19 protein-coding genes, 2 tRNA genes, 1 pseudogene and 1 riboswitch are annotated in these 21949 nt (G+C 58.4%); of the genes and pseudogenes, 12 read left to right on the forward strand and 10 right to left on the reverse strand.

Translation table 11 applies throughout. The annotated features are described in order from the left end of the window. Positions 1–98 precede the first annotated feature (98 nt). A complete protein-coding gene (locus BLR25_RS00985) occupies positions 99–1946 on the forward strand; it encodes a caspase family protein (RefSeq protein ID WP_091932077.1) in 1848 nt (615 codons plus the stop codon). 142 nt (positions 1947–2088) lie between these two features. Here BLR25_RS00985 and metF read toward each other — a convergent pair whose 3' ends face one another. Together metF and ahcY are read right to left on the reverse strand one after the other, a co-directional pair. After that, the gene (gene metF, locus BLR25_RS00990) at positions 2089–2916 is read right to left on the reverse strand and encodes a methylenetetrahydrofolate reductase [NAD(P)H] (protein WP_091932082.1); all 828 of its coding nucleotides are present in this window, start codon (positions 2914–2916) and stop codon (positions 2089–2091) included. 76 nt (positions 2917–2992) lie between these two features. Continuing rightward, positions 2993–4393 (reverse strand): adenosylhomocysteinase, encoded by a 1401-nt coding sequence (ahcY, locus tag BLR25_RS00995; protein ID WP_091932088.1) that lies wholly within the window; start codon positions 4391–4393, stop codon positions 2993–2995. Between the two features lie 80 nt (positions 4394–4473). Next, a riboswitch (S-adenosyl-L-homocysteine riboswitch) is annotated at positions 4474–4554 on the reverse strand. A gap of 227 nt (positions 4555–4781) precedes the next feature. Here ahcY and BLR25_RS01000 point away from each other — a divergent pair. Continuing rightward, positions 4782–4857, forward strand: a tRNA-Phe gene (locus BLR25_RS01000). Between the two features lie 55 nt (positions 4858–4912). Further along, positions 4913–5251 (forward strand): zinc ribbon domain-containing protein YjdM, encoded by a 339-nt coding sequence (locus BLR25_RS01005; RefSeq protein WP_091932092.1) that lies wholly within the window; start codon positions 4913–4915, stop codon positions 5249–5251. A gap of 419 nt (positions 5252–5670) precedes the next feature. Here BLR25_RS01005 and BLR25_RS01010 read toward each other — a convergent pair whose 3' ends face one another. Then, entirely contained in the window at positions 5671–6753 is a 1083-nt protein-coding gene (locus BLR25_RS01010; RefSeq protein ID WP_091933552.1) for an acyltransferase family protein, read from the reverse strand. 266 nt (positions 6754–7019) lie between these two features. On the opposite strand from BLR25_RS01010, the pseudogene BLR25_RS01015 reads away from it, so the two are divergent. Continuing rightward, positions 7020–7208, forward strand: a pseudogene (locus BLR25_RS01015) (zinc ribbon domain-containing protein YjdM); the annotation flags it as partial. Positions 7209–7326: 118 nt separating this feature from the next. Here BLR25_RS01015 and BLR25_RS01020 read toward each other — a convergent pair. From BLR25_RS01020 to mpl, 7 genes are all read right to left on the reverse strand, one after another. Further along, positions 7327–8817 carry a sensor domain-containing diguanylate cyclase gene (locus tag BLR25_RS01020; protein ID WP_143009725.1) on the reverse strand — a complete coding sequence of 497 codons (1491 nt, stop codon included), beginning with the start codon at positions 8815–8817 and terminating at the stop codon, positions 7327–7329. A gap of 216 nt (positions 8818–9033) precedes the next feature. After that, positions 9034–9110 (reverse strand) — tRNA-Ile (locus tag BLR25_RS01025). Between the two features lie 8 nt (positions 9111–9118). Beyond that, positions 9119–11071: an RNA polymerase sigma factor RpoD gene (gene rpoD / locus BLR25_RS01030; protein WP_091933555.1), complete on the reverse strand. Its 1953-nt coding sequence runs from the start codon at positions 11069–11071 to the stop codon at positions 9119–9121. Positions 11072–11133: 62 nt separating this feature from the next. Then, entirely contained in the window at positions 11134–12870 is a 1737-nt protein-coding gene (gene dnaG / locus BLR25_RS01035; RefSeq protein ID WP_091932098.1) for a DNA primase, read from the reverse strand. A 70-nt stretch (positions 12871–12940) separates the two neighbouring features. Then, on the reverse strand, positions 12941–13387 hold the full coding sequence (locus BLR25_RS01040) for a GatB/YqeY domain-containing protein (RefSeq protein ID WP_091932100.1): 447 nt from the start codon (positions 13385–13387) through the stop codon (positions 12941–12943). A gap of 127 nt (positions 13388–13514) precedes the next feature. Beyond that, positions 13515–13727, reverse strand: coding sequence for a 30S ribosomal protein S21 (rpsU, locus tag BLR25_RS01045; RefSeq protein ID WP_042334924.1), 213 nt, complete (start codon positions 13725–13727; stop codon positions 13515–13517). Positions 13728–13842: 115 nt separating this feature from the next. Continuing rightward, on the reverse strand, positions 13843–15201 hold the full coding sequence (gene mpl / locus BLR25_RS01050) for a UDP-N-acetylmuramate:L-alanyl-gamma-D-glutamyl-meso-diaminopimelate ligase (protein WP_091932103.1): 1359 nt from the start codon (positions 15199–15201) through the stop codon (positions 13843–13845). Positions 15202–15304: 103 nt separating this feature from the next. Here mpl and BLR25_RS01055 point away from each other — a divergent pair, with 103 nt between their 5' ends. The 8 genes from BLR25_RS01055 (at position 15305) to BLR25_RS01090 (ending at position 21941) form a co-directional block, all read left to right on the forward strand. Then, positions 15305–15916: a hypothetical protein gene (locus BLR25_RS01055; RefSeq protein ID WP_091932106.1), complete on the forward strand. Its 612-nt coding sequence runs from the start codon at positions 15305–15307 to the stop codon at positions 15914–15916. Then, entirely contained in the window at positions 15891–16499 is a 609-nt protein-coding gene (locus BLR25_RS01060) for a TlpA family protein disulfide reductase (protein ID WP_091932110.1), read from the forward strand. The genes BLR25_RS01055 and BLR25_RS01060 overlap by 26 nt, the downstream gene beginning before the upstream one ends. A gap of 88 nt (positions 16500–16587) precedes the next feature. Then, on the forward strand, positions 16588–17013 hold the full coding sequence (gene accB / locus BLR25_RS01065; protein ID WP_091932114.1) for an acetyl-CoA carboxylase biotin carboxyl carrier protein: 426 nt from the start codon (positions 16588–16590) through the stop codon (positions 17011–17013). Positions 17014–17020: 7 nt separating this feature from the next. Further along, the gene (locus tag BLR25_RS01070; RefSeq protein ID WP_091932117.1) at positions 17021–18385 is read left to right on the forward strand and encodes an ATP-binding protein; all 1365 of its coding nucleotides are present in this window, start codon (positions 17021–17023) and stop codon (positions 18383–18385) included. A 5-nt stretch (positions 18386–18390) separates the two neighbouring features. Next, positions 18391–19287 carry a 50S ribosomal protein L11 methyltransferase gene (prmA, locus tag BLR25_RS01075; protein WP_091932120.1) on the forward strand — a complete coding sequence of 299 codons (897 nt, stop codon included), beginning with the start codon at positions 18391–18393 and terminating at the stop codon, positions 19285–19287. Continuing rightward, the gene (locus tag BLR25_RS01080; protein ID WP_091933559.1) at positions 19284–20459 is read left to right on the forward strand and encodes a DUF3426 domain-containing protein; all 1176 of its coding nucleotides are present in this window, start codon (positions 19284–19286) and stop codon (positions 20457–20459) included. The genes prmA and BLR25_RS01080 overlap by 4 nt, the downstream gene beginning before the upstream one ends. Positions 20460–20538: 79 nt before the next feature. Next, positions 20539–21474, forward strand: a complete 936-nt coding sequence (locus tag BLR25_RS01085; RefSeq protein WP_091932124.1) for a carbohydrate kinase family protein — start codon at positions 20539–20541, stop codon at positions 21472–21474. Positions 21475–21488: 14 nt separating this feature from the next. After that, the gene (locus BLR25_RS01090; RefSeq protein ID WP_091932127.1) at positions 21489–21941 is read left to right on the forward strand and encodes an outer membrane lipoprotein; all 453 of its coding nucleotides are present in this window, start codon (positions 21489–21491) and stop codon (positions 21939–21941) included. Positions 21942–21949 lie beyond the last annotated feature (8 nt).

Here is a 21949-nt window from a genome sequence, read left to right on the forward strand (position 1 = left end):
TATTATCCCGTTTAAGTGCAGAATTTCTGCGCCCCCAAGCCCCGTCTGTTGGCTTGTTTTCAACATGGACATTGAGCATTACCGCAAACGACTAAATCATGAAATTTTTTCGTACCCATTTCATCGATCTATTCGCATCTTGGCTTCTGCTGGCGATCGGAAGCGCGATTGCCGCAGACACGTTGTACAAGCCCGCCCCTGACGCCAAGGATGCGGGGGTAAGAGTCGCGGTTGTCATAGGAAACAGCCGCTATCCGTCGGGCGCATTGGAAAATCCGAAAAATGATGCGGCGGTTATGGCCGCTGCCCTCAAGAAATTCGGCTTTGACGTTGAGCTTAAAATCGACGCGACCAAGTCCGATCTCGACGGGCTATTCAAACGGTTTGGCGTCAAGGCCGAAAAATCGGCAGTGGCGCTGGTTTTTTACGCGGGTCACGGGGTTCAGGTCAATGGCATCAATTTTCTGATCCCCATCGATGCGGCGCCGCAAAACGAACGCGACCTCAAGCGCGAGTTGGTTCGCCTCGATGATGTCATCGATGACATGGCCAGTGCCAAGGTCAAACTCATATTCTTTGATGCCTGCCGCGACAATCCTTTCGCCAGAAGCTTCAGCCGCGGATCGGCGAGAGGGCTTGCCGCTCCCGCCGAGTCCTCGGGTACCCTGATTTCGTTTTCGACGAAACACGGCAACACCGCAGCCGATGGTGACGGCAAGAACAGCCCCTACACGTCTGCCCTGCTTGCGGTATTGGAAAGCCAGCCGCAGATGGAGATCGAGCAGATGCTGCGCAAAGTGCAGCAGGAAGTGAAGCGGCTGACACGAGGACAACAGGAGCCATGGCGTTACGGTTCCCTCGATGGCGATTTCTATTTCCGCTCCCCCGAGGTTGAAGGCTCGGCAGCGCTTTCCAGAGAAACCGTCGACAAAGCCATTTCCGAGGCCGTTGCTGAAGCCGTAAAGAAAGCGACCGAGCACTCGGATTTCCAGCAAAGGGCAAACCAGCAAGCGGTTGTCGAGGCTTTGAAAGTGGCCAACGAACAAGCCGCACGAGAAAAAGCGGAGCTTGAGAAACGCGCCGAAGAGCGGATCGCCCGCGAGCGGGCAGAGGCCGAATACAAGGCGGCAGAGCGCTTTTCCAGGGAGCGCGCCGAGCTGAAGGAATCCATGGAGCGAATGCTCAAGGAAGCAATGGACCGGCAAAACTCGCAGTTGCAACTCGAACGGGATGCCCGCAGGGCCGCGGGAGAAAAGGTCTCCGTCCAAGTTCTGACGGAACCGTTGGCGCACAACAAGCCACTCGAATCCTCCCTTCGGAGCGAAAAAGCGCAGGAGGCGCTGGGAAGCGCCGTTCAGCCGGCTGTAGTGCCTCCACTTTCCATCGACGATAAGCAACTCGGTGACGAATGGGAATACGTCATCAAGGATCAAGTTTCTGGTCTGATCAAGAATAGGATACGTTTCCGGACAACTGCCGCGACAAGTGAACGTCAGCTGGAAGAAGTTAGTTTCGATGGACTCAAGTCGTTTGACTGGGTCTTCCACCCGAACAAGGCCTCCGCGGTTGCCATTTCCGGTGATTCCACCTTTGTATTCGGACCGCTCTGGAATGGCAAAGACATACCGGCTGAGTTGCTCGTAGAAGGAGGCAGAGGATTCTGCAATCCACTGCAGCAGAATCTCTGCCGGCTATCGCTGACAATTGTTGGCCATGAACAGCTATCGCTATCTGCTGGAACGTTTGACGCTATTCGTCTCGATGGCTGGCTGACTATTTCATGCCCGAGCGGTTCCAACTGTCCTTCTGGAGGGCTGCGCTCACAGGTATGGTATTCGATACCAGACAAGAGAATGCTGAAGCAGGAGATCAGGAGGACCGGAGGAGGATACGGCACGTTTGGCGAAACTGTCGAACTTGTTGCCATACGAAAGGCTATGCACTAGCGCTGCATCACAATAGTCAGATCAATTAATTTCTGCTGTTTCAGCGTTTGACGGACCATGGGACTACCTCCACACAAAATAAACGGGCCTCCTGATGGAAGCCCGTTCGTGAGGAAGCGCTTTCGTTTCCTATCGAGAGTGCTTAAATCCCGAGTCGCTTGCAGATCTCCAGCGTCAGGGCCGACTGGTTCATCGAATAGAAATGCAGGCCAGGCGCCCCACCGGCAAGCAGGCGCTGGCAGAGCGAAGTCACCAGATCCAGTCCGAATGCCCGAATCGCCTCGGTGTCGTCGCCAAGCCCCTCAAATTTCCGCCGCATCCAGCGCGGCAATTCCGCACCGCAAACATCCGAAAACCGCGCCAGTTTCGAGAAGCTGACAATCGGCATAATGCCCGGAACGATTGGAATATCGACGCCCTGCCGACGAACCTCATCGACAAAATGGAAGTACGCATCGGCGTTGTAGAAATACTGCGTGATCGCCGAGTCGGCGCCCGCCTTGACCTTGCGCACGAAATTCGCCAGATCGTCGCGAGGGAAACGGGCCTGAGGATGCCATTCGGGATAGGCGGCTACTTCGATCTCAAAGTGCTTTCCGGTTTCGCTCCGAACGAATTCGACAAGCTCGTTGGCATAACGAAACTCGCCGGCTTCGGCCGTCCCGGAGGGCAAATCGCCACGCAGCGCAACAATTCGACGAATACCGGCACTCTGGAATTCGTCCAGTATTTCCCGAATGCTGGCGCGCGTGGAACCAATGCAGGAGAGGTGCGGCGCAGCTTCGTATCCCTCCGCCGCAATCTCTTTGACAACGGCAAACGTGCGCTCACGCGTCGACCCGCCGGCACCGTAGGTGACCGAAAAGAATTCCGGCTTCAGCACCGCCAGCTTGGCGCGCTCGCCACGCAACTTCTCCAGTCCTTCCGGAGTTTGCGGAGGAAAAAACTCGATTGAAATATTGGTGGTCATTTTTCGATCTTCGGATCAGAAGAAACACTGGCTAACGGCGTCATCGGGCGAAAGCCGACAACGCCGCACGCCCCGATCAGTAACGGTAATGATCGGCCTTGTACGGGCCATCCACCGATACGCCGATGTACTGCGCCTGCTTCTCGGTCAGCACGGTCAGTTGCGCGTTGAGCTTCTTCAACTGAAGACGGGCGACCTTCTCATCGAGATGCTTCGGCAGCGTATAGACACCGACCGGATATTTCGCCGTCTGCGTAAACAACTCGATCTGCGCGATCGTTTGGTTCGCGAATGACGAAGACATCACATAGCTCGGGTGTCCCGTGGCGCAACCGAGATTGACCAGGCGTCCCTTGGCCAGCAGGATAATGCGATTTCCCGACGGCATGACAACGTGATCGACCTGCGGCTTGATCTCTTCCCACTGATATTTCTCGATCGAGGCAACGTCGATTTCACTATCGAAGTGGCCAATGTTGCAGACGATCGCCTGGTCCTTCATCTTGATCATGTGCTCATGCGCGATGACATGGTAATTACCCGTGCAGGTAACAAACATGTCGGCCTTGTCGCAGGCATAGTCCATGGTGACGACGCGGTAGCCTTCCATTGCCGCCTGCAGCGCGCAGATCGGATCGACTTCCGTGACCCAGACTTGCGCCGAGAGCGCGCGCAGCGCTTGCGCCGAGCCCTTGCCGACATCGCCGTAACCGCAAACGACGGCGACCTTGCCGGCAACCATGACGTCGGTTGCGCGCTTGATGCCATCGACAAGCGATTCGCGACAGCCGTAGAGGTTGTCGAACTTCGACTTCGTGACGGAATCGTTAACGTTGATGGCCGGGAATTTCAGTTCGCCACGTTCGTGCATCTGATACAGGCGATGAACCCCGGTCGTCGTTTCCTCGGTGACGCCCTTGATTTGCGCGAGGCGCGTCGAATACCAGGCGGGCGACTGGGCCAACTTGGCCTTGATCGAGGCGAAAAGCACCGTTTCCTCTTCGCAGGTCGGTTGATTCAGGATCGAGAGATCCTTCTCAGCGCGTGCGCCGAGATGCAGCAACAGCGTCGCGTCGCCGCCATCGTCGAGGATCATGTTCGAATAGCCGCCGTCGGCCCACTCGAAAATGCGATGGGTATATTCCCAGTAGTCGGGCAGGGACTCGCCCTTGACCGCAAAAACCGGGATATTTTGCGCGGCGATGGCTGCCGCCGCATGATCCTGGGTCGAGAAAATATTGCACGACGCCCAGCGCACTTCGGCGCCCAGCGCGACCAGCGTCTCGATCAACACGGCCGTCTGGATGGTCATGTGCAAAGATCCGGTGATGCGCGCGCCCTTGAGCGGCTGGCTCGCCGCGAACTCGTCGCGGATAGCCATCAGGCCCGGCATTTCGGTTTCTGCGATACGGATTTCCTTGCGTCCCCAATCGGCGAGGGCGAGGTCTGCGACCACGAAATCAGTGAATTGAGCCACAGCTGTTCTCCTTAAGAACTGTGGCCGACGCGGATGCGGGATTTTTCTGCTCACCCACAATCCCGTGTCGGCACGGGTTGGTCAGGTGAGCGCCGTTGGAAAGTCCGAGCCTGAAACCATTCGCCGCGGCGAAAAAGGGTTTTGCAGCGCTCCTCGGATAAGTTACGGATTATACGCGATATTAGCTGCTTGTACAGACACCGCCCCGCGGCGGCCACTCGACCAACGCCGCAAAATCCACAACGAACGCCTTGCTGAAAGGGAAGAAAGATGCCACTCCAATGCTCGCGCCATTTCAAGAATGTGCATGCCAGGTTCTGCGATCAATCACAAAAACGTGCTTATTTTTTGACGAATCGAAATCGAGTCGTTATAATGCGCGGCTCTTGGCCAGTTAGCTCAGTTGGTAGAGCAGCGGATTGAAAATCCGCGTGTCCGTGGTTCGATTCCGCGACTGGCCACCAGATACCTAAAACGGCTGACCTTCGGGTTGGCCGTTTTGCTTTGCGGACCATCCCCATGACGACCCTGCCCAAGTGCCCCCAGTGCAATTCCGAATACACCTACGAAGATGGGGCCATGTTCATCTGCCCGGAATGCTCCCACGAATGGAGCAAGGAAGGCCTGGTCGAATCTTCGGACGTTCGAATCGTTCGCGATGCCGTGGGTAACGTCCTTCAGGACGGCGACCGCGTCACCGTCATCAAGGATCTGAAGGTCAAGGGCTCCTCGCTCGTCGTCAAGGTAGGCACCAAAGTCAAGAACATCCGGCTCGTTGAAGGCGACCACGACATCGACTGCAAGATCGACGGCATCGGCGCGATGAGTTTGAAATCGGAGTTCGTGAAGAAAGCCTGATCCGCCACCGCGAGCCTGAAATTCGGCAGGTCGACGCCCCGCCCTCCCCTCGCGCTAAAGAAACATCCAAGGGTTTAATCAAAAGATCAGGCCTTTTTCGTTTGGTCACACTACAACCCAAGAAAGATACCTCTCGGCATAGCGCTTGTCACGGAACATATCCATTAAGCATATATCCGACAACCGGGAGCCACCCCGCCGCATTTCTCATTTCACTTGTAGGCGTCTATCAATTCAGATAGCACAAGATAATCTTGCAACACATCACTCAGCGCCCTTCGGAGAAATCCCTTGGGCGTTTTCTTTTATCCATCCGCCGGGAACCACCTGCATCACTCACATCACCAGCCAACCCGTCTGCCGTATCTATCGCTGCAATCGTCGCAACAATTATCACGTTAACAATGCCGGTTATAACCTCATTTCCCTAAGACAATTGTGCGCACCAGAGGGATGTAGGATATTAATTGGTATAGAACCAAACTACTCAAAATAGCCGCAACCACCGGCGGCTTGTAGTCAATGAAATAGAAATGCATCGCATATATCCCAAGCGATGCTCTACCTATAAAGCACATTGAAACATTAATCCACTTAATTCCACATGAGTACATTAACCTCGACAGATCGACAATGGCAAAAACTCCTGAAATCGCAACTATAAGTGCATATTTCTTCGCTACCAGACCGATAGTCAGAAAATTAGGAGCATCCTGAATGATATTGTTATCTAGGGTTCGATGCCAATAAGGAACTAAAGCCAAAAAAATCACATATGGAAAAACCTGAAGGGCCACGCTTCTGATATTTATGAAACGCTTAAAAAATACGAGCCCGAGCAGAAAAAAGAAGAATAGACCACCATGAAAGAAATTCGCGAATCCAAAACCAAATCCATCAGGAAGTTGTTTTCGGAACAGCAACCAAACAATCAGCAAAGCTGCCATCTGAGCGGGAAGCGGCGTTAGATAGCGCAATAACTTCCCAAGACGAGTGGTTTCAAAAATTTTTTTCGCGGTGGAAAAGAAAAGCATGAACAACGAAGTGAAGGTTGTACACCAAAATATGCAAGGTAAAAACCACAAGGAATAATGTGCTTCTCTAAAAACTTTCCGGAGATGCTGGTCAATGGATTCTTGCGAACCACTAAGAAAAAAAGCAACTACGGTCCAGAACAAGAAAGGTAACAACAAATGAACCGCAGACTTACGCACCCGACTAATTGATGCTCCGGTCAATTCCATTAGGCTGCCAGACGCATTAAGCCTCACAGCCCAGTGCGCTGCCGCAGCACCTGACAAGAAGGCAAATAGAGGCATGTGGAACGAGTATATGAAACGAAATCCATACAACTCATCGAAGTTCGATGTTTGATTTTGAAAAGTATGTCCCAACACCACCAGAATGATGGCGACACCCTTTACAAAATCAAGCAAATAGTCATATTCCGTTTTTATTGCAGTAGGGACGAAGTGGTTAGTCATCGGGTTAGCAATGCTCATCTCGGCTGAACTGAAGATGGGAAAGTTATTAAACGTGAGCCTAATAGTACTTGGCGTTGAAACAAAAGACAATTTCAGCATAAAATCTGAAACACCAAATAACTACAGAAAAGCATATAGTCTGTTTATGGGTCGATTCTGTCTGTCATTCGTGAAAATAGAATCACAGTAATTAGTCAAATTCACATTCTAAAGGAGTCAGGCTGAACTGCTGGCAAGGGCGATTCGTGTCAGTGTGCCTATATAACCTGTGGTCTTTTTTGTAAAACATCCTCCAGGACGGCGACAGCGTCACCGTCATCAAGGACCTGAAGGTCAAGGATTCCTCGCTGGTCGTCAAGGTCGGCACCAGGGTCAAGAACATCCGGCTCGTTGAAGGCGACCACGACATCGATCGCAAGATCGACAGCATTGGCGCAATGAGTTTGAAATCGGAGTTCGTGAAAAAAGCCTGATCGGCAACCGCAAACATACGCTTCGGCGGCACCGACTTCGATTCCGACTCGGGGTCCCGAAATTTCCAAGGGTTTGATCGAAAGACCGGGCCCTTTTCGTTTTGCCGCTACGCCGGCATCAACGGCACACGCGGTTCCTGCCACTTGCCTTGGCTTGGTACAGCGCGTCGTCGGCCCGTTTTACCAACGAATCTACCGTGTCGCCCTCAGCCACCTCGGCCACACCGGCGCTGATCGTTACGCGAAAACCATCGTCCGGATACGACATCGACTCATCCGCAATCGCACTGCGGATGTTTTCTGCGACCACGATTGCTTGCTCGATATCGCAGTCGTTGAGAAGAACAATAAATTCCTCGCCCCCCCACCGGCACGACAAATCCGTTTTCCTGACTCTGCAGCGAATGACGTTGGCCACACGCCTCAACACCTCATCGCCCTTCAAGTGGCCACGCGTGTCGTTGATCATCTTGAAATGGTCGATATCGAACAAGGCCACGGAAAGACGTTCACTGAACGAATTTCTCACCCTGCGCGCCATCATAAACTCGAGTGTACTGTCGAAGATTCTCCGATTCTTCAAGCCCGTCAGGCTATCGGTTGTCGCGAGTTTTTCCAACTCTTGCTGATGCCGGACATATACCCACAAGAAGCAAGCGAAGGCTAGCGCGAGACAGAAATAGCAAACGACATACAGGTAGATCTTGCCCTGCTGCAGCGATCGTATCGCTTCGCTCGAACGCCCGACGACCAGCACATAGGGATAGGCACCTATATTGCGAATGACATAGTGGCGATCCACGCCATCGATTCCGGCCCCTCGCCGGTAGCTAATGGCACTCGGGTCCGAGGGAAAATGCATCACGACCGCCAATTGGTCGAACTGCTGCCCAACCGCGTCTAAACGCGGCGGATGACGCGCCAACAGGCGCTTGTTTTCGTCGAGCAGGGAGATGCTATCGTCAGCACCGACGTTAACGAGTTCGAACAGCCCCTGGAAATATTCGGTGCGCAGTGCCGCCTGAACCACGCCAGCGAAATTCCCTTCGGCATCGACCATCCTTCGACTCAGCGTCAGCAACCATTTGCCGGTAAACCGCGAAAGTATCGCCTCGGAAAGGACCAAGCCGGCATTCGGGTCGCTCTTATGTCGCAGAAAGTAGGCACGATCGGCTACGACCACATTGGGGAGCTCGGCCGTTTCGCCTGCATTGAACACCACTCGTCCGTCGGCATTGATAACACGCAGACTCAAGGCCTGCGCTTCCGGAATGTAGGCCATACGGCGCAGCAGCTCCTGGTTAGCCTCCAATAGAGCAAGCTTCTTCCGGCCATCGACCATTGGGCCGAACGTATATGCTGTTTCGCTGATGACAACATCTATCTTGCTCAGGGTCGCTAGAACGTTGCTCTCGATGATGATCGACAGGTTTTCAAGTTCCTTGCGGGATTCGGCGACGCGCTGCTGGTAGGAGTAATAGAGATCGACTCCCATCCATACTCCAAAAGCAAGCATCAGGAACGCAACCAACCCGACAACGGCAAGCCGCCGAAGGCGATTTGCCTGGAATGAAAACTCCCACAGTCGATTGATGTTGCTTCTTTTCATTTGGACAACCGAACCCGCGATCACAGGGAGATCGCGCCAGAAGTCGATTGTAAGCCGATTTTGTACCCGATAGTCATAGACACGCGCACACGACACTCTGCTCGTGCAACAGCGCGATGCCTGCCCCTATGATCGATGCTGACGGGGAGGCACTACCAATCCAAAGGGTCATGCGCATGAAAAAGGGGCTGCGAAAAAATCGCAGCCCCTTTTGATTGGTGGGCCCGCAGGGACTTGAACCCTGGACCAAAGGATTATGAGTCCTCTGCTCTGACCAACTGAGCTACAGGCCCGAAAGCAATTAGCTATTGCTATCGAGGAAGCTGCGCAGTTTATCCGAACGGGAAGGATGACGCAGCTTCCGCAGGGCCTTGGCTTCGATCTGGCGGATACGTTCGCGCGTCACGTCGAACTGCTTGCCGACTTCTTCGAGCGTGTGGTCGGTATTCATCTCGATGCCGAAGCGCATGCGCAGCACCTTGGCTTCGCGCGGCGTCAGCGTGTCGAGTACGTCCTTGGTGATCAGGCGCAAGCTCGAGAACAGCGCGGCATCCGTCGGGGCCAGCGTTGCCGCGTCCTCGATGAAATCACCAAGGTGCGAATCGTCGTCGTCGCCGATCGGCGTCTCCATCGAAATCGGCTCCTTGCTGATCTTGAGGATCTTGCGGATCTTCTCTTCCGGCATGTCCATCTTCTTGGCAAGGGTCGCCGGGTCAGCCTCAACACCGGTTTCCTGCAGGATTTGCCGCGAAATGCGGTTCATCTTGTTGATGGTTTCGATCATGTGCACCGGAATCCGGATCGTGCGCGCCTGGTCAGCGATCGAACGCGTAATGGCCTGACGGATCCACCACGTCGCATAGGTCGAGAATTTGTAACCACGACGATATTCGAACTTATCGACGGCCTTCATCAGGCCAATGTTCCCCTCCTGGATGAGGTCGAGGAACTGCAACCCGCGGTTCGTGTATTTCTTCGCGATCGAAATGACGAGACGGAGGTTCGCCTCGGTCATTTCCCGCTTGGCCCGCCGCGCCTTGGCTTCACCCGTGGACATCTGCTTGTTGATGTCCTTGAGTTCCTTGAGCGGAATGCCGATGCGTTCCTGCAGCGCCAGCAATTTGCGCTGCTCCTCGACGATGTTCGGCGCGTTGCGCAGCAGGATCTGCGCATACGGCTTGCCCGACGCCGCCGCGATTTCCTGCTCGACCCAATTCAGGTTGAGTTCGTTGCCGGGGAACACCTTGATGAAGTGCGGACGCGGCATGCGCACGGTATCAACGCAGATGCGCTGGATTTTGCGCTCACAGGCGCGCGCCTCTTCAACCATTGAACGCACGGAATCGCACAGCCGCTCGATCATCTTGGACGTGAAGCGGATGGACATCATTTCTTCGGAAATCTTCTGCTGGAGCTTCAGATAGGCCTTGTCCTGCGAGCCCTTCTTGGCCAGCGTGGCATGCGCCTTGGCGTAAAGCGCCTTGATTTCCTCCAGACGCTGCAAGCCTTCTTCTTTCAGCTTCAGCAGCGATGCCGACGCCGCGGCGCCTTCACCGCCGTCGCCGTCATCACCCTCTTCTTCGTCGAGTTCGGCGGCGGTTTCTTCGTCGTCGGCCAGCGCCTCGATATCTGCGTCGGTCGCATTCGGGTCGATCAAACCATCGATGAGTTCATCGATGCGCATCTCATCCTTGGAAATCCGGTCGGCGCAATCGAGAATCTCGGCGATCGTCGTCGGGCAGGCGGAAATCGCCTGGATCATGTGCTTGAGGCCGTCCTCGATGCGCTTGGCAATTTCAATTTCGCCTTCGCGCGTGAGCAACTCGACCGATCCCATTTCCCGCATGTACATCCGTACCGGATCCGTCGTCCGACCGAACTCGGAGTCAACCGTCGACAGCGCCTGCTCGGCCTGCTCTTCGACATCGGCATCGTCGGTCACCGCTGGCGGCGCCGAGTCGGACATCAGCAGCGTCTCGGCATCCGGCGCTTCGTCGTAGACCTGGATGCCCATGTCGCTGAACGTACTGATGATGCTCTCGATCTGTTCGGCATCGACCACATCGTCCGGCAGGTGATCGTTCACCTCGGCATAGGTCAGGAAGCCGCGATCCTTGCCCAACTTGATCAGTGTTTTGAGACGCGTCTTGCGCATCTCTTCGTCATCAGGCGAGGGCTGACCGCCCATCTGCGCAAGTAACTCAGCGGCCTTCAATTTTGCCGACTTGTTGTTCGCTGCCTTTTCCCGTGCCATGGTCATACCCCGGAAAGCGTAAGTATCAAAAAACCCTTGATTTTATCACAACTTGTCACTCCTTATGCCTCCGAGCGACGGCCATTAAGCGCCTGCAAATACTGCTGCTTCTCTTCATTCGACAGACCAGAAACGCCAAGTTTCGACACCTTGGCCTGAAGCGCCGCAAAGTCGCGCTTCCGTCCGGCTTCCAACAAGCGCTCGACGGCACCCTCAAATTCCTCGTCGATCACGGCCTCGTCGAACGGTTGCTGCATCAACTCGCCGGCCGCATCACGCAACATTTCTTCGTCCTCGCTACCGCGCAGACGTTCCAACAGCACGGGATAGGCCGGCACAACGTCGCCCGCCGCCCGCACCACCTGGCAATAGGTCCGGACCGCCCGACCTTCTTCCGTATTCAATGGCAACGCCTCGAGCGGAAGATTCTTCGCCAACTCCGGTTTGTGCATCAATATTCGCAAGAGCGGACGCAGCACCGAAGGCGCCTTTCGCGGCGCTTTCGCGGGTGCTGGCCGTGCTACGGGACGCAAATCGCACAAACGCTCCACTTCCTGTTGAGAGAATCCGCTTGCTTCCGCAAGACGCTTCACCAACTGTAGTCGCAAAAGCGGCGTTTGCAAGCGTCCGAGCAGCGGCTTCGCCTCGGACACAAGCCGTGCACGACCTTCCGCACTGGTCATGTCGCATCGGGACGCCAACTCACGCAGCATGAACTCCGACAGCGGCAGCGCGTCGGCAATCAGGCGTTCGAACGCATCCTTGCCGTGACTGCGAACGAAGCTATCGGGGTCCTCGGTCTCCGGCAGAAAAACGAAGCCGATGCTCTTTTGCTCCGGCAACGCATCCAGACTGTTTTCGAGTGCCCGCCATGCGGCCTTGCGCCCGGCATTGTCGCCATCAAAGCAATAGACGATACGATCGACCTGCCGCAGCAGCTTCTGCACGTGCGTCGCCGTCGTCGCCGTGCCGAGCGTCGCCACCGCATTGCCGACACCATGCTGGGCCAGCGCCACCACGTCCATATAGCCTTCGACGACGATCACCGTGTTCTTTTCGCGCAACGCGGTGCGCGCCTGCGGCAAACCAAAGACCTCGCGCCCTTTTTCGAACAGCGGCGTTTCCGGCGAATTCAGATATTTCGGCTCGCCGCTGCCAAGCACCCGCCCGCCAAAGGCGATCACTTCGCCTTTCTGATTGACAATCGGGAACATTACGCGGTCACGGAAGCGGTCGTAGAGACGCCCCTGCTCGTTCTGGATGACCAGACCCACCGTCTGCAATTCGCTTCGAGTGTAATCCTCAAACGCAGCGCCAAGATTCTGCCAACCGTCCGGCGCATAACCGATCCCGAATTTCTGGGCGACTTCTCCGGACACGCCGCGCCCCTTGAGGTACTCGATTGCTTTCGGCGAGTGCTTGAGCTGTTCGTAATAATATTTCGCCGCGCGCGCCATCAAGTCCGTGAGCGATGCGAGCTTCGGCCCTTCATGGGAGCGACGCCCCGCCTCTTCGGGAACCTGAAGCCCCGCCCGGGCGGCGAGATCCTTGACGGCATCGACGAAACCAAGACCGGAGAACTCCATCAGAAAACTGATGGCGCTTCCGTGCGCCCCGCACCCGAAGCAATGGTAGAACTGCTTGGTCGGGCTGACCGTGAAGGATGGCGATTTTTCGTTGTGGAACGGACAGCAGGCGGCGTAATTCGCCCCGGCCTTCTTCAGCGGGACATGCGTATCGATCAGGTCGACGATGTCGACCCGGTGCAATAGCTCCTGAATAAAGGAATCGGGGATCATGACAACTGGCCAATCAACATACGTAAACGAAAAGAACGGACCGGATTTCCGGCGTGACGATCTCGTCGTATTACTTCGCCAGAGCCGCCTTCACCCGCTTCGACACTTCCGTCATATCGGCACGCCCCGCCAGTTGCGGCTTGAGCACGCCCATCACCTTGCCCATGTCACCAGGCCCGGCGGCGCCGACGGCAGCAATCGCCGCCTCGATGGCCGCGACAACCTCATCGTCCGACAAGCCTGCCGGCATATATGCCGACAGTACGTCGGCCTCGAACTTTTCCGCTGCCGCGAGATCCGTCCGACCGGCACTTTCGTACTGGGTGATCGAGTCGCGACGCTGCTTGAGCAACTTGTCGATGACAGCAATGACCGCAGCATCGTCGAGCACGATGCGCTCGTCGACTTCCTTCTGCTTGATCGCCGCCAGCAACAGACGAATCGCGTCGCGCTTTGCCGCTTCCCCCGCCCGCATGGCGGCCTTCATGTCTTCACTGATGCGTTCTTTAAGACTCATCCCGAGACTCCAGCATTGACAGCACAGTAACCGGGCGTAGCGCCCGACCGCAAACACGCGTTACCCATAAACGCCAATAGCCGCCCGTCATTCAACAGGCGGCTATCCGAGGGTCGAAACCTTTGAACTAGAAAAGCTTCGGCGGCAGCGTCTGGCTACGCATGCGCTTGTGATGGCGCTTGACAGCAGCCGCAAGCTTGCGCTTGCGCTCGGCGGTGGGCTTCTCGTAGAACTCGCGGGCACGCAACTCGGTCAGCAGACCGGTTTTTTCAACAGTGCGCTTGAACCGGCGAATGGCCACCTCGAACGGCTCGTTTTCCTTCACACGAATGGCAGGCATTAACTCTTCCTAAATTCAAAGACAAAGTCGGATTACGACAGAGCCGAGCATTATAAAGAAAGACTGGAAAAACGCCAAGCTTTTTTATTCATGCCGACACAAGCTCACGCCAGACTCAGCCCAAAGCCGCCAGCAACTTGCCATGAATGCCGCCAAATCCGCCGTTGCTCATCACCAAAATATGGTCTCCGGCACGCGCCTCGGCAGTCACGACATTGACCAATGTTTCGAGATCGTCGGCCACGACCGCGGTATCGCCCATCGGCGCCAACGCCTCGCGCGCATCCCACCCCAACTGCGCCGCATAGCAATAAACCCGGTCCGCGTCGACCAGACTGCCGGGCAACTGCGCCTTCATCACACCAAGCTTCATGGTATTCGACCGCGGCTCCAGCACCGCCAGGATGCGCCCGCCCGTACCGATACGCCGACGCAAACCGGCGAGCGTCGTGGCGATCGCAGTCGGATGGTGCGCGAAATCGTCATAGACGCTGACGCCGCGAACCGTACCGCGCAATTCCATGCGCCGTTTGACGCTTTCGAAGCGCGACAACGCGGCCAGGCCATGCTCGAAGCTTACGCCCACGTGCCTTGCCGCCAGCAGCGCCGCTCCCGCATTGGCGCGGTTGTGCTCACCGGTAAGAGACCACTGCGCCGAACCGACCAGCACACCGCCCTTCATCCAGCGCAAGGCACCGCTCGCGTCGTCACCTTCCATATGCCAGCCATCGCGATTGGCGAAGCGTTCGACCGGCGTCCAGCAGCCGCGCGCCAGCACCCGTTCAAGACTCGCCTCCTGCCCATTGACGACGAGCAAGCCATTCCGTGGCAGCGTGCGGACAAGATGATGGAACTGAGTCTCGATCGCCGCCAGATCGGAAAAGATATCGGCGTGATCGAACTCCAGATTGTTCAGTACAGCGGTACGCGGATGATAGTGAACGAACTTCGAGCGCTTGTCGCAAAATGCAGTGTCATATTCGTCGGCTTCGATGACGAAAAAAGGCGAATCGGCCAGATGCCCGGCCAGGCGCGCCGACACGCCAAAGTTATTGGGCACGCCGCCGATCAGGAAGCCCGGACTCAAGCCGGCATCTTCGAGAATCCAGGCAAGCATCGATGCGGTCGTCGTTTTTCCGTGCGTACCGGCGACGGCCAGAACCCAGCGCCCATTCAGGACATTGTCAGCCAGCCATTGCGGTCCGGAGACATACGGCAGGCCGCGATCGAGTATCTCTTCAAGCAGCGGATTACCGCGCGAAACGGCATTGCCGATGACAAACACATCGGGGGCCAGCTTGATCTGATCGCTGCCGAAGCCCTCGATCAACTCGATGCCGGCCGCTTCGAGTTGCGTGCTCATCGGCGGATACACGTTGGCATCGCATCCGGTGACGCGATGGCCGGCGGCACGGGCGAGCTGGGCGACCCCGCCCATGAAGGTCCCGCAGATGCCGAGGATATGAATATGCATGAAACAATTCCACGATAAAATGGTATGAGCATCGCGATTGCGACCGGGCGAATTGTACCGCCTCCGTAGCGTCACCCCGCATTTCTTGCCGTTGAAGACTCCCATGCCGCATTCAAACGCCACCGCACGACAGCGCCAATTGATCGCCGCCGCAGCGGCACGCCTGATGGCGGAAGAAGGCATCGGCGACGCCAGCCAGGCCAAACGCAAGGCCGCCCACCAACTGGGTTTGGCGGAAAACGTCAAGCTCCCCGAAAACGCCGACGTCGAGGCCGAGCTGCGCCTGTATCAGCGTCTTTTCCAGCATGACGAGCAAAGCATCCGCCTTCTGCGCCTGCGCCGCACGGCCCGGGAAGCGATGGCCGAACTCCAGCGCTTCTCTCCCTACCTCTCGGGCGCCGTGGCTGACGGCACCGCCGGGCGTCACGCCGAAATCGACATTCAACTCTTCACCGACAGCGCCAAGGACGTCGAAATATTCCTGCTCAACAAGGGCATCGCCTTCACGCACCAAACGCCGCGCAACGATCGCGCCGAAGCGGTGCTGACAATCGAGGACGAAGAAGCCCCCATCAACCTCGTCATTTACCCGCGCAACGACGAACGCATCGCCCCGCGGACGCGCGACGGCCGCCCCCGCCCGCGCCTGCAACTCGCCGCGCTTGATCGCCTGCTGGAGGAATTCCCCGATGATCTGCCTGAACCGCTGCCGTAAACAGACGCTCGCCTTCGTCATCGGCGCCCTCATCACCGTCGCCGGCATCTATATCGCGGTGCAAGCGACGCTTCCCCAGAACGACGCTGGCAAGCTCGATGCCAAAGACATCCCGCGCCAGGCGATCGAGACCTTGTTCGCCACACGCCTCCCCGATGGACAAGGCAACGCCGTCAAAATCGGCGACTGGCGCGACAAGACACTGGTGGTCAACTTCTGGGCTGCCTGGTGCCAGCCCTGCCGCGACGAGATGCCCGCCTTTTCGCGCCTGAACAGCCAATACCGCGATCGCGGCGTTCAGTTCATCGGCATTGCCGTCGACAACGCAAAGAACGTCGCCGATTTCTCGGCAAAGCTGCCGGTCAGCTATCCGCTGCTGATTGCCGACACGGAGGGTAGCCGGCTAATGCGCGATCTCGGCAACACCTCGATGGGATTGCCCTACACACTGATCATACGCCCCGGCGGAGACCCAGCGCTGACCCAGCTTGGACGACTTTCCGAACAAAGGCTCGACAGCTTCCTGGCGGCGGAAACGAAGGCCAATCCTGCCCGCGTTTCTGGACAAGCGCCGAGCAATTGACGCAAACTTCGGCTATTCTTCGCCCCTTTTTTCAGCGCCACGGCGTCCATCCAGACCGCCGCCAAGTCGAATAACTCAGGATTTCCCCATGGATTTGCGCAAGCTCAAGAAACTCATCGACCTCGTCGAGGAATCCGGAATCGCCGAACTCGAAGTCACCGAAGGCGAGGAAAAGGTGCGCATCGTCAAGCACGCCTCGGCCATGGTTCCGCGCCAGAAGCGCAGCGAATCGGCCGTCCAGCTGCCGCCCGCAACCGGCGCCGACGACGACCTCGGCGACGGCGAAACGGTCAAGGCGCCGATGGTCGGCACCTTCTATCGCACTGCCAGCCCGGAAGCCGCACCGCTGGTCGAGATCGGCAGCATCGTCAAGGAGGGCGACCTGCTCGGCGTCATCGAGTCGATGAAGCAGATCCACGAAATCGAATCGGACTGCGACGGCGTCGTCCGTGCCATCCTCGTCGAAAGCGGACAAGCCGTCGAGTACGGCACGCCGCTGTTCGTCATCGAATAGGCAGGGCATGTTCGGCAAGATCCTGATCGCCAACCGCGGTGAAGTCGCCCTGCGCATCCTGCGGGCCTGCCGCGACCTCGGCATCAAGACCGTCGTCGCGCATTCGGAAGCGGACCGCGGCGCCCGTTTCCTCGCGCTCGCCGACCAGGCCGTCTGCATCGGCCCGGCCCCGGCCAGTCTGAGTTACCTGAACGCCGCGGCGATCCTGTCGGCGGCGATCGTCAGCGATGCCGAAGCCATCCATCCGGGTTACGGATTCCTCGCCGGCAGTGCCGATTTCGCTGCCCGCGTCGACGCCGCCGGACTGAGCTTCATCGGCGCACGGGCGGAAACGCTGCGTTTGCTCAACGACAAGACACGCCTGCGCGGCGCCATGAAAACCGCCGGCATACCGTGCATTCCCGGCCCCGACACTCCGCTCGCTGACGACGCGAAGGAGGCGCAGCGACTCGCCAAGAAGCTCGGTTATCCAGTCGTCATCAAGGCTTCCGTCTACCGCGGCGAACGCGGCATGCGCATCGTCCACACCGACGCCGCGCTGCTCAACGCGATCACGCAGACCCGGGCTGAAGCGCTAGAGCTCTGCGGCTCCGCCGATGTCTATCTCGAAAAACATCTCGAATACCCACGGCATATCGAGATCCAGATGCTCGCCGACCAGCATGGCAATGTCCTTTTTCTCGGCGAGCGCGACTGCTCGCTGCAGCGCAAGGGGCACCGGCTGATCGAGGAAGCGCCGGCCTTCGGCATCCCCAACCGATTGGTTGCCCGCATCGGCGAACGCTGCGCCGATGCCTGCCGTCAGATTGGCTTCCACGGCGTCGGCGGTTTCCGTTTTCTCGTCGAAAAGGGCGACTTCCACTTTGCCGGAATCACCGCGGGACTGCAGTTCGAACACCCCTTGTGCGAAATGGTCACGGGCATCGACCTCGTTCAGGAACAGATCCGCGCCGCCGCCGGCGAAAAATTGCGCTTCCGCCAACGCGAACTGGTTTTCCGCGGCCACGCGATCGAATGCCGGATCAATGCCGAGGACCCGCAAAGCTTTCTGCCCGCCCCGGGGAAAATATCCGCCCTTCATTTCCCGGGCGGCCCCGGCATACGCTGCGACAGTGCCCTGCAGGCCGGCGAAGCGGTGACCGCACACTACGATCCTTTGGTGGCGAAAATCATTGCTTTCGGCGAAAATCGCGAACATGCCATTCGTCGTCTGCGCAACGCGCTGGACGAGGCGAGAATCGAAGGTCTGCGAACCAATCTCGCCCTGCACCGGAACCTGCTCAACGACGCCAATATTCAAAAAGGCGTGACCAACCTTCACTACCTTGAAAAAGTGCTCGCCATCAAACGCGACGCCCAACGAAAGTCTTAAGCATCATGTCATGGACAGCCATCAGCATCGAAACCGACTGCGAACACGCCGAAGCGCTGGCTGACGCGCTGATCGACAATGGCGCGCTCTCGGCCAGTATTGAAGATGCCGATGCCGGCACCCCGGCCGAAACGCCGCAATTCGGCGAACCGGGGTCGGTGACGACACCGGGATGGTCGCGCTCGCGCGTCGTCGCCCTGCTCGACGACAGCACCGATCCCGATATCCTGCTGGCGGTCTGCGCACCCCTGGCCGAACTGAATGCGGTGCCGAACTACACGCGCGAAACCGTCGCCGAGCAGAACTGGGTGCAACTCACGCAATCGCAATTCGACCCGATCCGGGTATCCGACCGGTTGTGGATCGTGCCATCCTGGCACGAAGCGCCAGACCCCAATGCGATCGTTCTCGTGCTCGACCCAGGCATGGCCTTCGGCACCGGCTCGCACCCGACCACACGCTTGTGCCTCGAATGGCTGGAACGCGCCATCGCGCCCGGCGAATCGCTGCTTGATTACGGCTGCGGTTCCGGCATCCTGGCCATCGCCGCGGCAAAGCTCGGTGCAACCCCAATCCTGGGTGTCGATATCGACCCGCAGGCGGTCAGCGCCGCGATCGACAATGCCGAACGCAATGGCGTCACCGCCCGCTTCGCCGATTCGGCCCAGTCCATTGCCGGACAGTTCGACGTCGTCGTCGCCAACATTCTCTCGAATCCGCTCAAGGCCCTGGCTCCGGCCATCTGCAGCCACGTTCGTCCCGGTGGAAAGCTCGCGCTGTCAGGCATTCTCGCCGAGCAAGCCGACGACCTGATCGGCGTATACGCCCCCTACGCCACCCTTGTCGTCGAAGACACGCGTGACGGCTGGGTCTGTCTCGCCGGCACCAGAAAGTCCGCATGAAAACCCGCTGCCCCGAGTGCCAGACCACCTTCCGCGTCACCCCGGACCAGTTGCGTGCACGCGCCGGCAAGGTTCGTTGCGGCCAATGCCAGACGGTGTTCAACGCACTCGACAGCCTGATCGAAGAGCACCCGACGGCCGGCAACGATCTGCCCGTGCCGGCACCTGGGCCATCACCGGCCGCCCCGGTCGAACTGGCAGCGCCAATCGACTTCGGCGTGGTGCCCCCGGCACCGGTGCTGACGGCCACGCCGCAAACACCGGCCATGGAGGCGCCATCGGAACCCGAATTTCCGGAGGCGATGCCGGAAGAAGAGGAAGAAGACGCTGCCGACCCGACCGATGAGCTAACGGACGACGAGGCAGATGACGAGGCAGATGACGAGGCAGACGACAAAGCGGACGACGACGCGGAGGATGAACCCTACATCCCGGCACCGGACCCCGCCCTCAGCGTCCTGCTCGAACCGACGTTCGCCGAGCCCTCCGATACAGAAAGGCGCAGGGAGCCCAGCGAACAAGCCACGGAGACGACCGCCGACGGCGAGCCCGTCACCCCGCTCAGCGAAGCCGAAGCCCAGGAACTCGGCAAGGCGACCGGCCTGATTCTGCCCCGCGAAATGACCGAAGTGCCTGGCTACAGCAAGTGGTCGGCCGGTGTCATGGCAGCCCCCGTGCATCAGGAAGCTGCACCGCCGATGCGCTGGCCGTACATCGTCGTCGCCACAGTGCTGGCCATTGCACTGCTCGGACAGATGTCCTATCGCTTCCGCACCGAACTGGCCATCAACGTGCCGGTCCTGCGCCCCGTACTCGAAAAAATGAGCGCCAGCCTGGGCACCACGATTCCGCTCGCGCGCCGGGTTGATCTGATCAGCATCGAGTCGTCCGACCTGCAAAGCGACACCGCCCGCGGCAACTTGCTCGTACTGAGCGCCACCGTGCGCAACCGCGCGGCCTTTCCGCAGGCGTATCCCGCACTCGAACTGGCTCTGACCGATACGCGCGACACACCGATTGCCCGCCGCGTCTTCCTGCCGGAAGAATATCTGCCAGCCACTCAACCCGCTGGCCAGCCCATCGGTCCGCACGCCGACGTCGGCGTCCGCGTCTGGATCGAGGCCAAGGACATCAACGCCGCCGGCTACCGCCTCTACGTCTTCTATCCCTGAGTTCCGGCGCCGTGAAGGGAAGGCCGGTGGCGCCGATGCTATAATCCGCGCTCCCTGGTCCATACAATACTGACGCCCCATGTCCACGCTCATCTGCGGCTCCATTGCCTACGACAACATCATGGTTTTCCATGATCGTTTCAAGAACCATATCCTGCCCGAGCAGATCCACATCCTGAACGTCGCCTTCCTGGTGCCTGAGATGCGGCGCGAATTCGGCGGGTGTGCCGGTAATATTGCCTACAACCTGAAACTGCTCGGCGGTAAGCCACTGATCATGGCCACGGTCGGCGAGGACGCCGAGCCCTATCTGCGTCGCCTCGATGCCCTCGACATCCCGCGGACCTATGTGCGTCAGATCGAGGGCAGCTTCACCGCCCAGGCCTTTATCACCACCGACCTCGACGACAACCAGATCACCGCATTCCATCCCGGCGCGATGACCCATTCACACGCCAACCGGACCACCGATGCGCGCGAAGCGACGCTGGCGATCGTCGCCCCTGACGGCCGCGACGGCATGCTCCAGCACGCCCGCGACCTCGCCGCCAGCAAGGTGCCTTTCTTCTTCGACCCGGGCCAGGGCATGCCGATGTTCTCGGGCGAGGAATTGCTGCAGTTCCTCGACCTGTGCGACTACGCCTGCTTCAACGACTACGAGGCGAAAATGGCCTGTGATCGCACTGGCCTGCCGCTGGAAGCGCTGGCCGCGCGCGTCAAGGCACTGATCGTGACGCTCGGCCCGGCCGGTTCGCACATCTATGCCGATGGAAAACGCCTGGAAATTCCGTGCGTCGAGGCCGACGACGTTGTCGACCCCACCGGTTGCGGCGATGCCTATCGTTCCGGATTACTGTACGGCATTGCCGAAGGTTGGGCGTGGGAAGATACCGGACGACTGGCAGCCGTCATGGGCGCAATCAAGATCGCTCACCGGGGCGGCCAGAACCACCGTCCGACGCGCGACGAGATCGCGGCCCGCTACACCAAGGCCTTCGGCAAGGCACCGTGGTAAGAAAGGAGTCCCTCATGCAATACGCTCGCATCATCAGTCTTATTCTGACGACATTTTTTCTGGGCGCTTGCGCCAGCAACCTCTCGGGTGATGTGTACACACGCGATCAGGCGCGCCGTGAAATGACCGTCCGTGCCGGTGTTGTCGAGACCGTGCGCGAAGTTCGCATGGAAGGTACGCGCAGCGGCACCGGCACGCTTGCCGGCGGTGCCATCGGTGGCGTTGCCGGCAGCAACATCGGCGGCGGCAAGGGCCAGATCGTCGGCGCCATCCTCGGCGCCGTCGCTGGCGGACTCGCCGGATCGGCCGCCGAGGAAAAGCTCACGCAGAAAAACGCGCTCGAAATCACCGTCAGGCTTGACAACGGCCAGACCGTCGCAATCGTCCAGGAAATGGGCGAAGTCTTTCACCCCGGTGAACGCGTCCGCGTCCTGAGCAACTACAACTCGTCGCGCGTCTCGCACTAAGCGCCTCG

Source organism: Propionivibrio dicarboxylicus (assembly GCF_900099695.1).
GTDB classification, from domain to species: domain Bacteria; phylum Pseudomonadota; class Gammaproteobacteria; order Burkholderiales; family Rhodocyclaceae; genus Propionivibrio; species Propionivibrio dicarboxylicus.

What these genes read in the sequence shown, in the direction of transcription:
- BLR25_RS00985 (WP_091932077.1), top strand. Translation starts at nt 99, where the DNA reads ATGAAATTTTTTCGTACCCATTTCATCGATCTATTCGCATCTTGGCTT.
- metF (WP_091932082.1), bottom strand. Translation starts at nt 2,916, where the DNA reads ATGACCACCAATATTTCAATCGAGTTTTTTCCTCCGCAAACTCCGGAA.
- BLR25_RS01005 (WP_091932092.1), top strand. Translation starts at nt 4,913, where the DNA reads ATGACGACCCTGCCCAAGTGCCCCCAGTGCAATTCCGAATACACCTAC.
- BLR25_RS01010 (WP_091933552.1), bottom strand. Translation starts at nt 6,753, where the DNA reads ATGAGCATTGCTAACCCGATGACTAACCACTTCGTCCCTACTGCAATA.
- BLR25_RS01020 (WP_143009725.1), bottom strand. Translation starts at nt 8,817, where the DNA reads ATGAAAAGAAGCAACATCAATCGACTGTGGGAGTTTTCATTCCAGGCA.
- rpoD (WP_091933555.1), bottom strand. Translation starts at nt 11,071, where the DNA reads ATGGCACGGGAAAAGGCAGCGAACAACAAGTCGGCAAAATTGAAGGCC.
- dnaG (WP_091932098.1), bottom strand. Translation starts at nt 12,870, where the DNA reads ATGATCCCCGATTCCTTTATTCAGGAGCTATTGCACCGGGTCGACATC.
- BLR25_RS01040 (WP_091932100.1), bottom strand. Translation starts at nt 13,387, where the DNA reads ATGAGTCTTAAAGAACGCATCAGTGAAGACATGAAGGCCGCCATGCGG.
- rpsU (WP_042334924.1), bottom strand. Translation starts at nt 13,727, where the DNA reads ATGCCTGCCATTCGTGTGAAGGAAAACGAGCCGTTCGAGGTGGCCATT.
- mpl (WP_091932103.1), bottom strand. Translation starts at nt 15,201, where the DNA reads ATGCATATTCATATCCTCGGCATCTGCGGGACCTTCATGGGCGGGGTC.
- BLR25_RS01055 (WP_091932106.1), top strand. Translation starts at nt 15,305, where the DNA reads ATGCCGCATTCAAACGCCACCGCACGACAGCGCCAATTGATCGCCGCC.
- BLR25_RS01060 (WP_091932110.1), top strand. Translation starts at nt 15,891, where the DNA reads ATGATCTGCCTGAACCGCTGCCGTAAACAGACGCTCGCCTTCGTCATC.
- accB (WP_091932114.1), top strand. Translation starts at nt 16,588, where the DNA reads ATGGATTTGCGCAAGCTCAAGAAACTCATCGACCTCGTCGAGGAATCC.
- BLR25_RS01070 (WP_091932117.1), top strand. Translation starts at nt 17,021, where the DNA reads ATGTTCGGCAAGATCCTGATCGCCAACCGCGGTGAAGTCGCCCTGCGC.
- prmA (WP_091932120.1), top strand. Translation starts at nt 18,391, where the DNA reads ATGTCATGGACAGCCATCAGCATCGAAACCGACTGCGAACACGCCGAA.
- BLR25_RS01080 (WP_091933559.1), top strand. Translation starts at nt 19,284, where the DNA reads ATGAAAACCCGCTGCCCCGAGTGCCAGACCACCTTCCGCGTCACCCCG.
- BLR25_RS01085 (WP_091932124.1), top strand. Translation starts at nt 20,539, where the DNA reads ATGTCCACGCTCATCTGCGGCTCCATTGCCTACGACAACATCATGGTT.
- BLR25_RS01090 (WP_091932127.1), top strand. Translation starts at nt 21,489, where the DNA reads ATGCAATACGCTCGCATCATCAGTCTTATTCTGACGACATTTTTTCTG.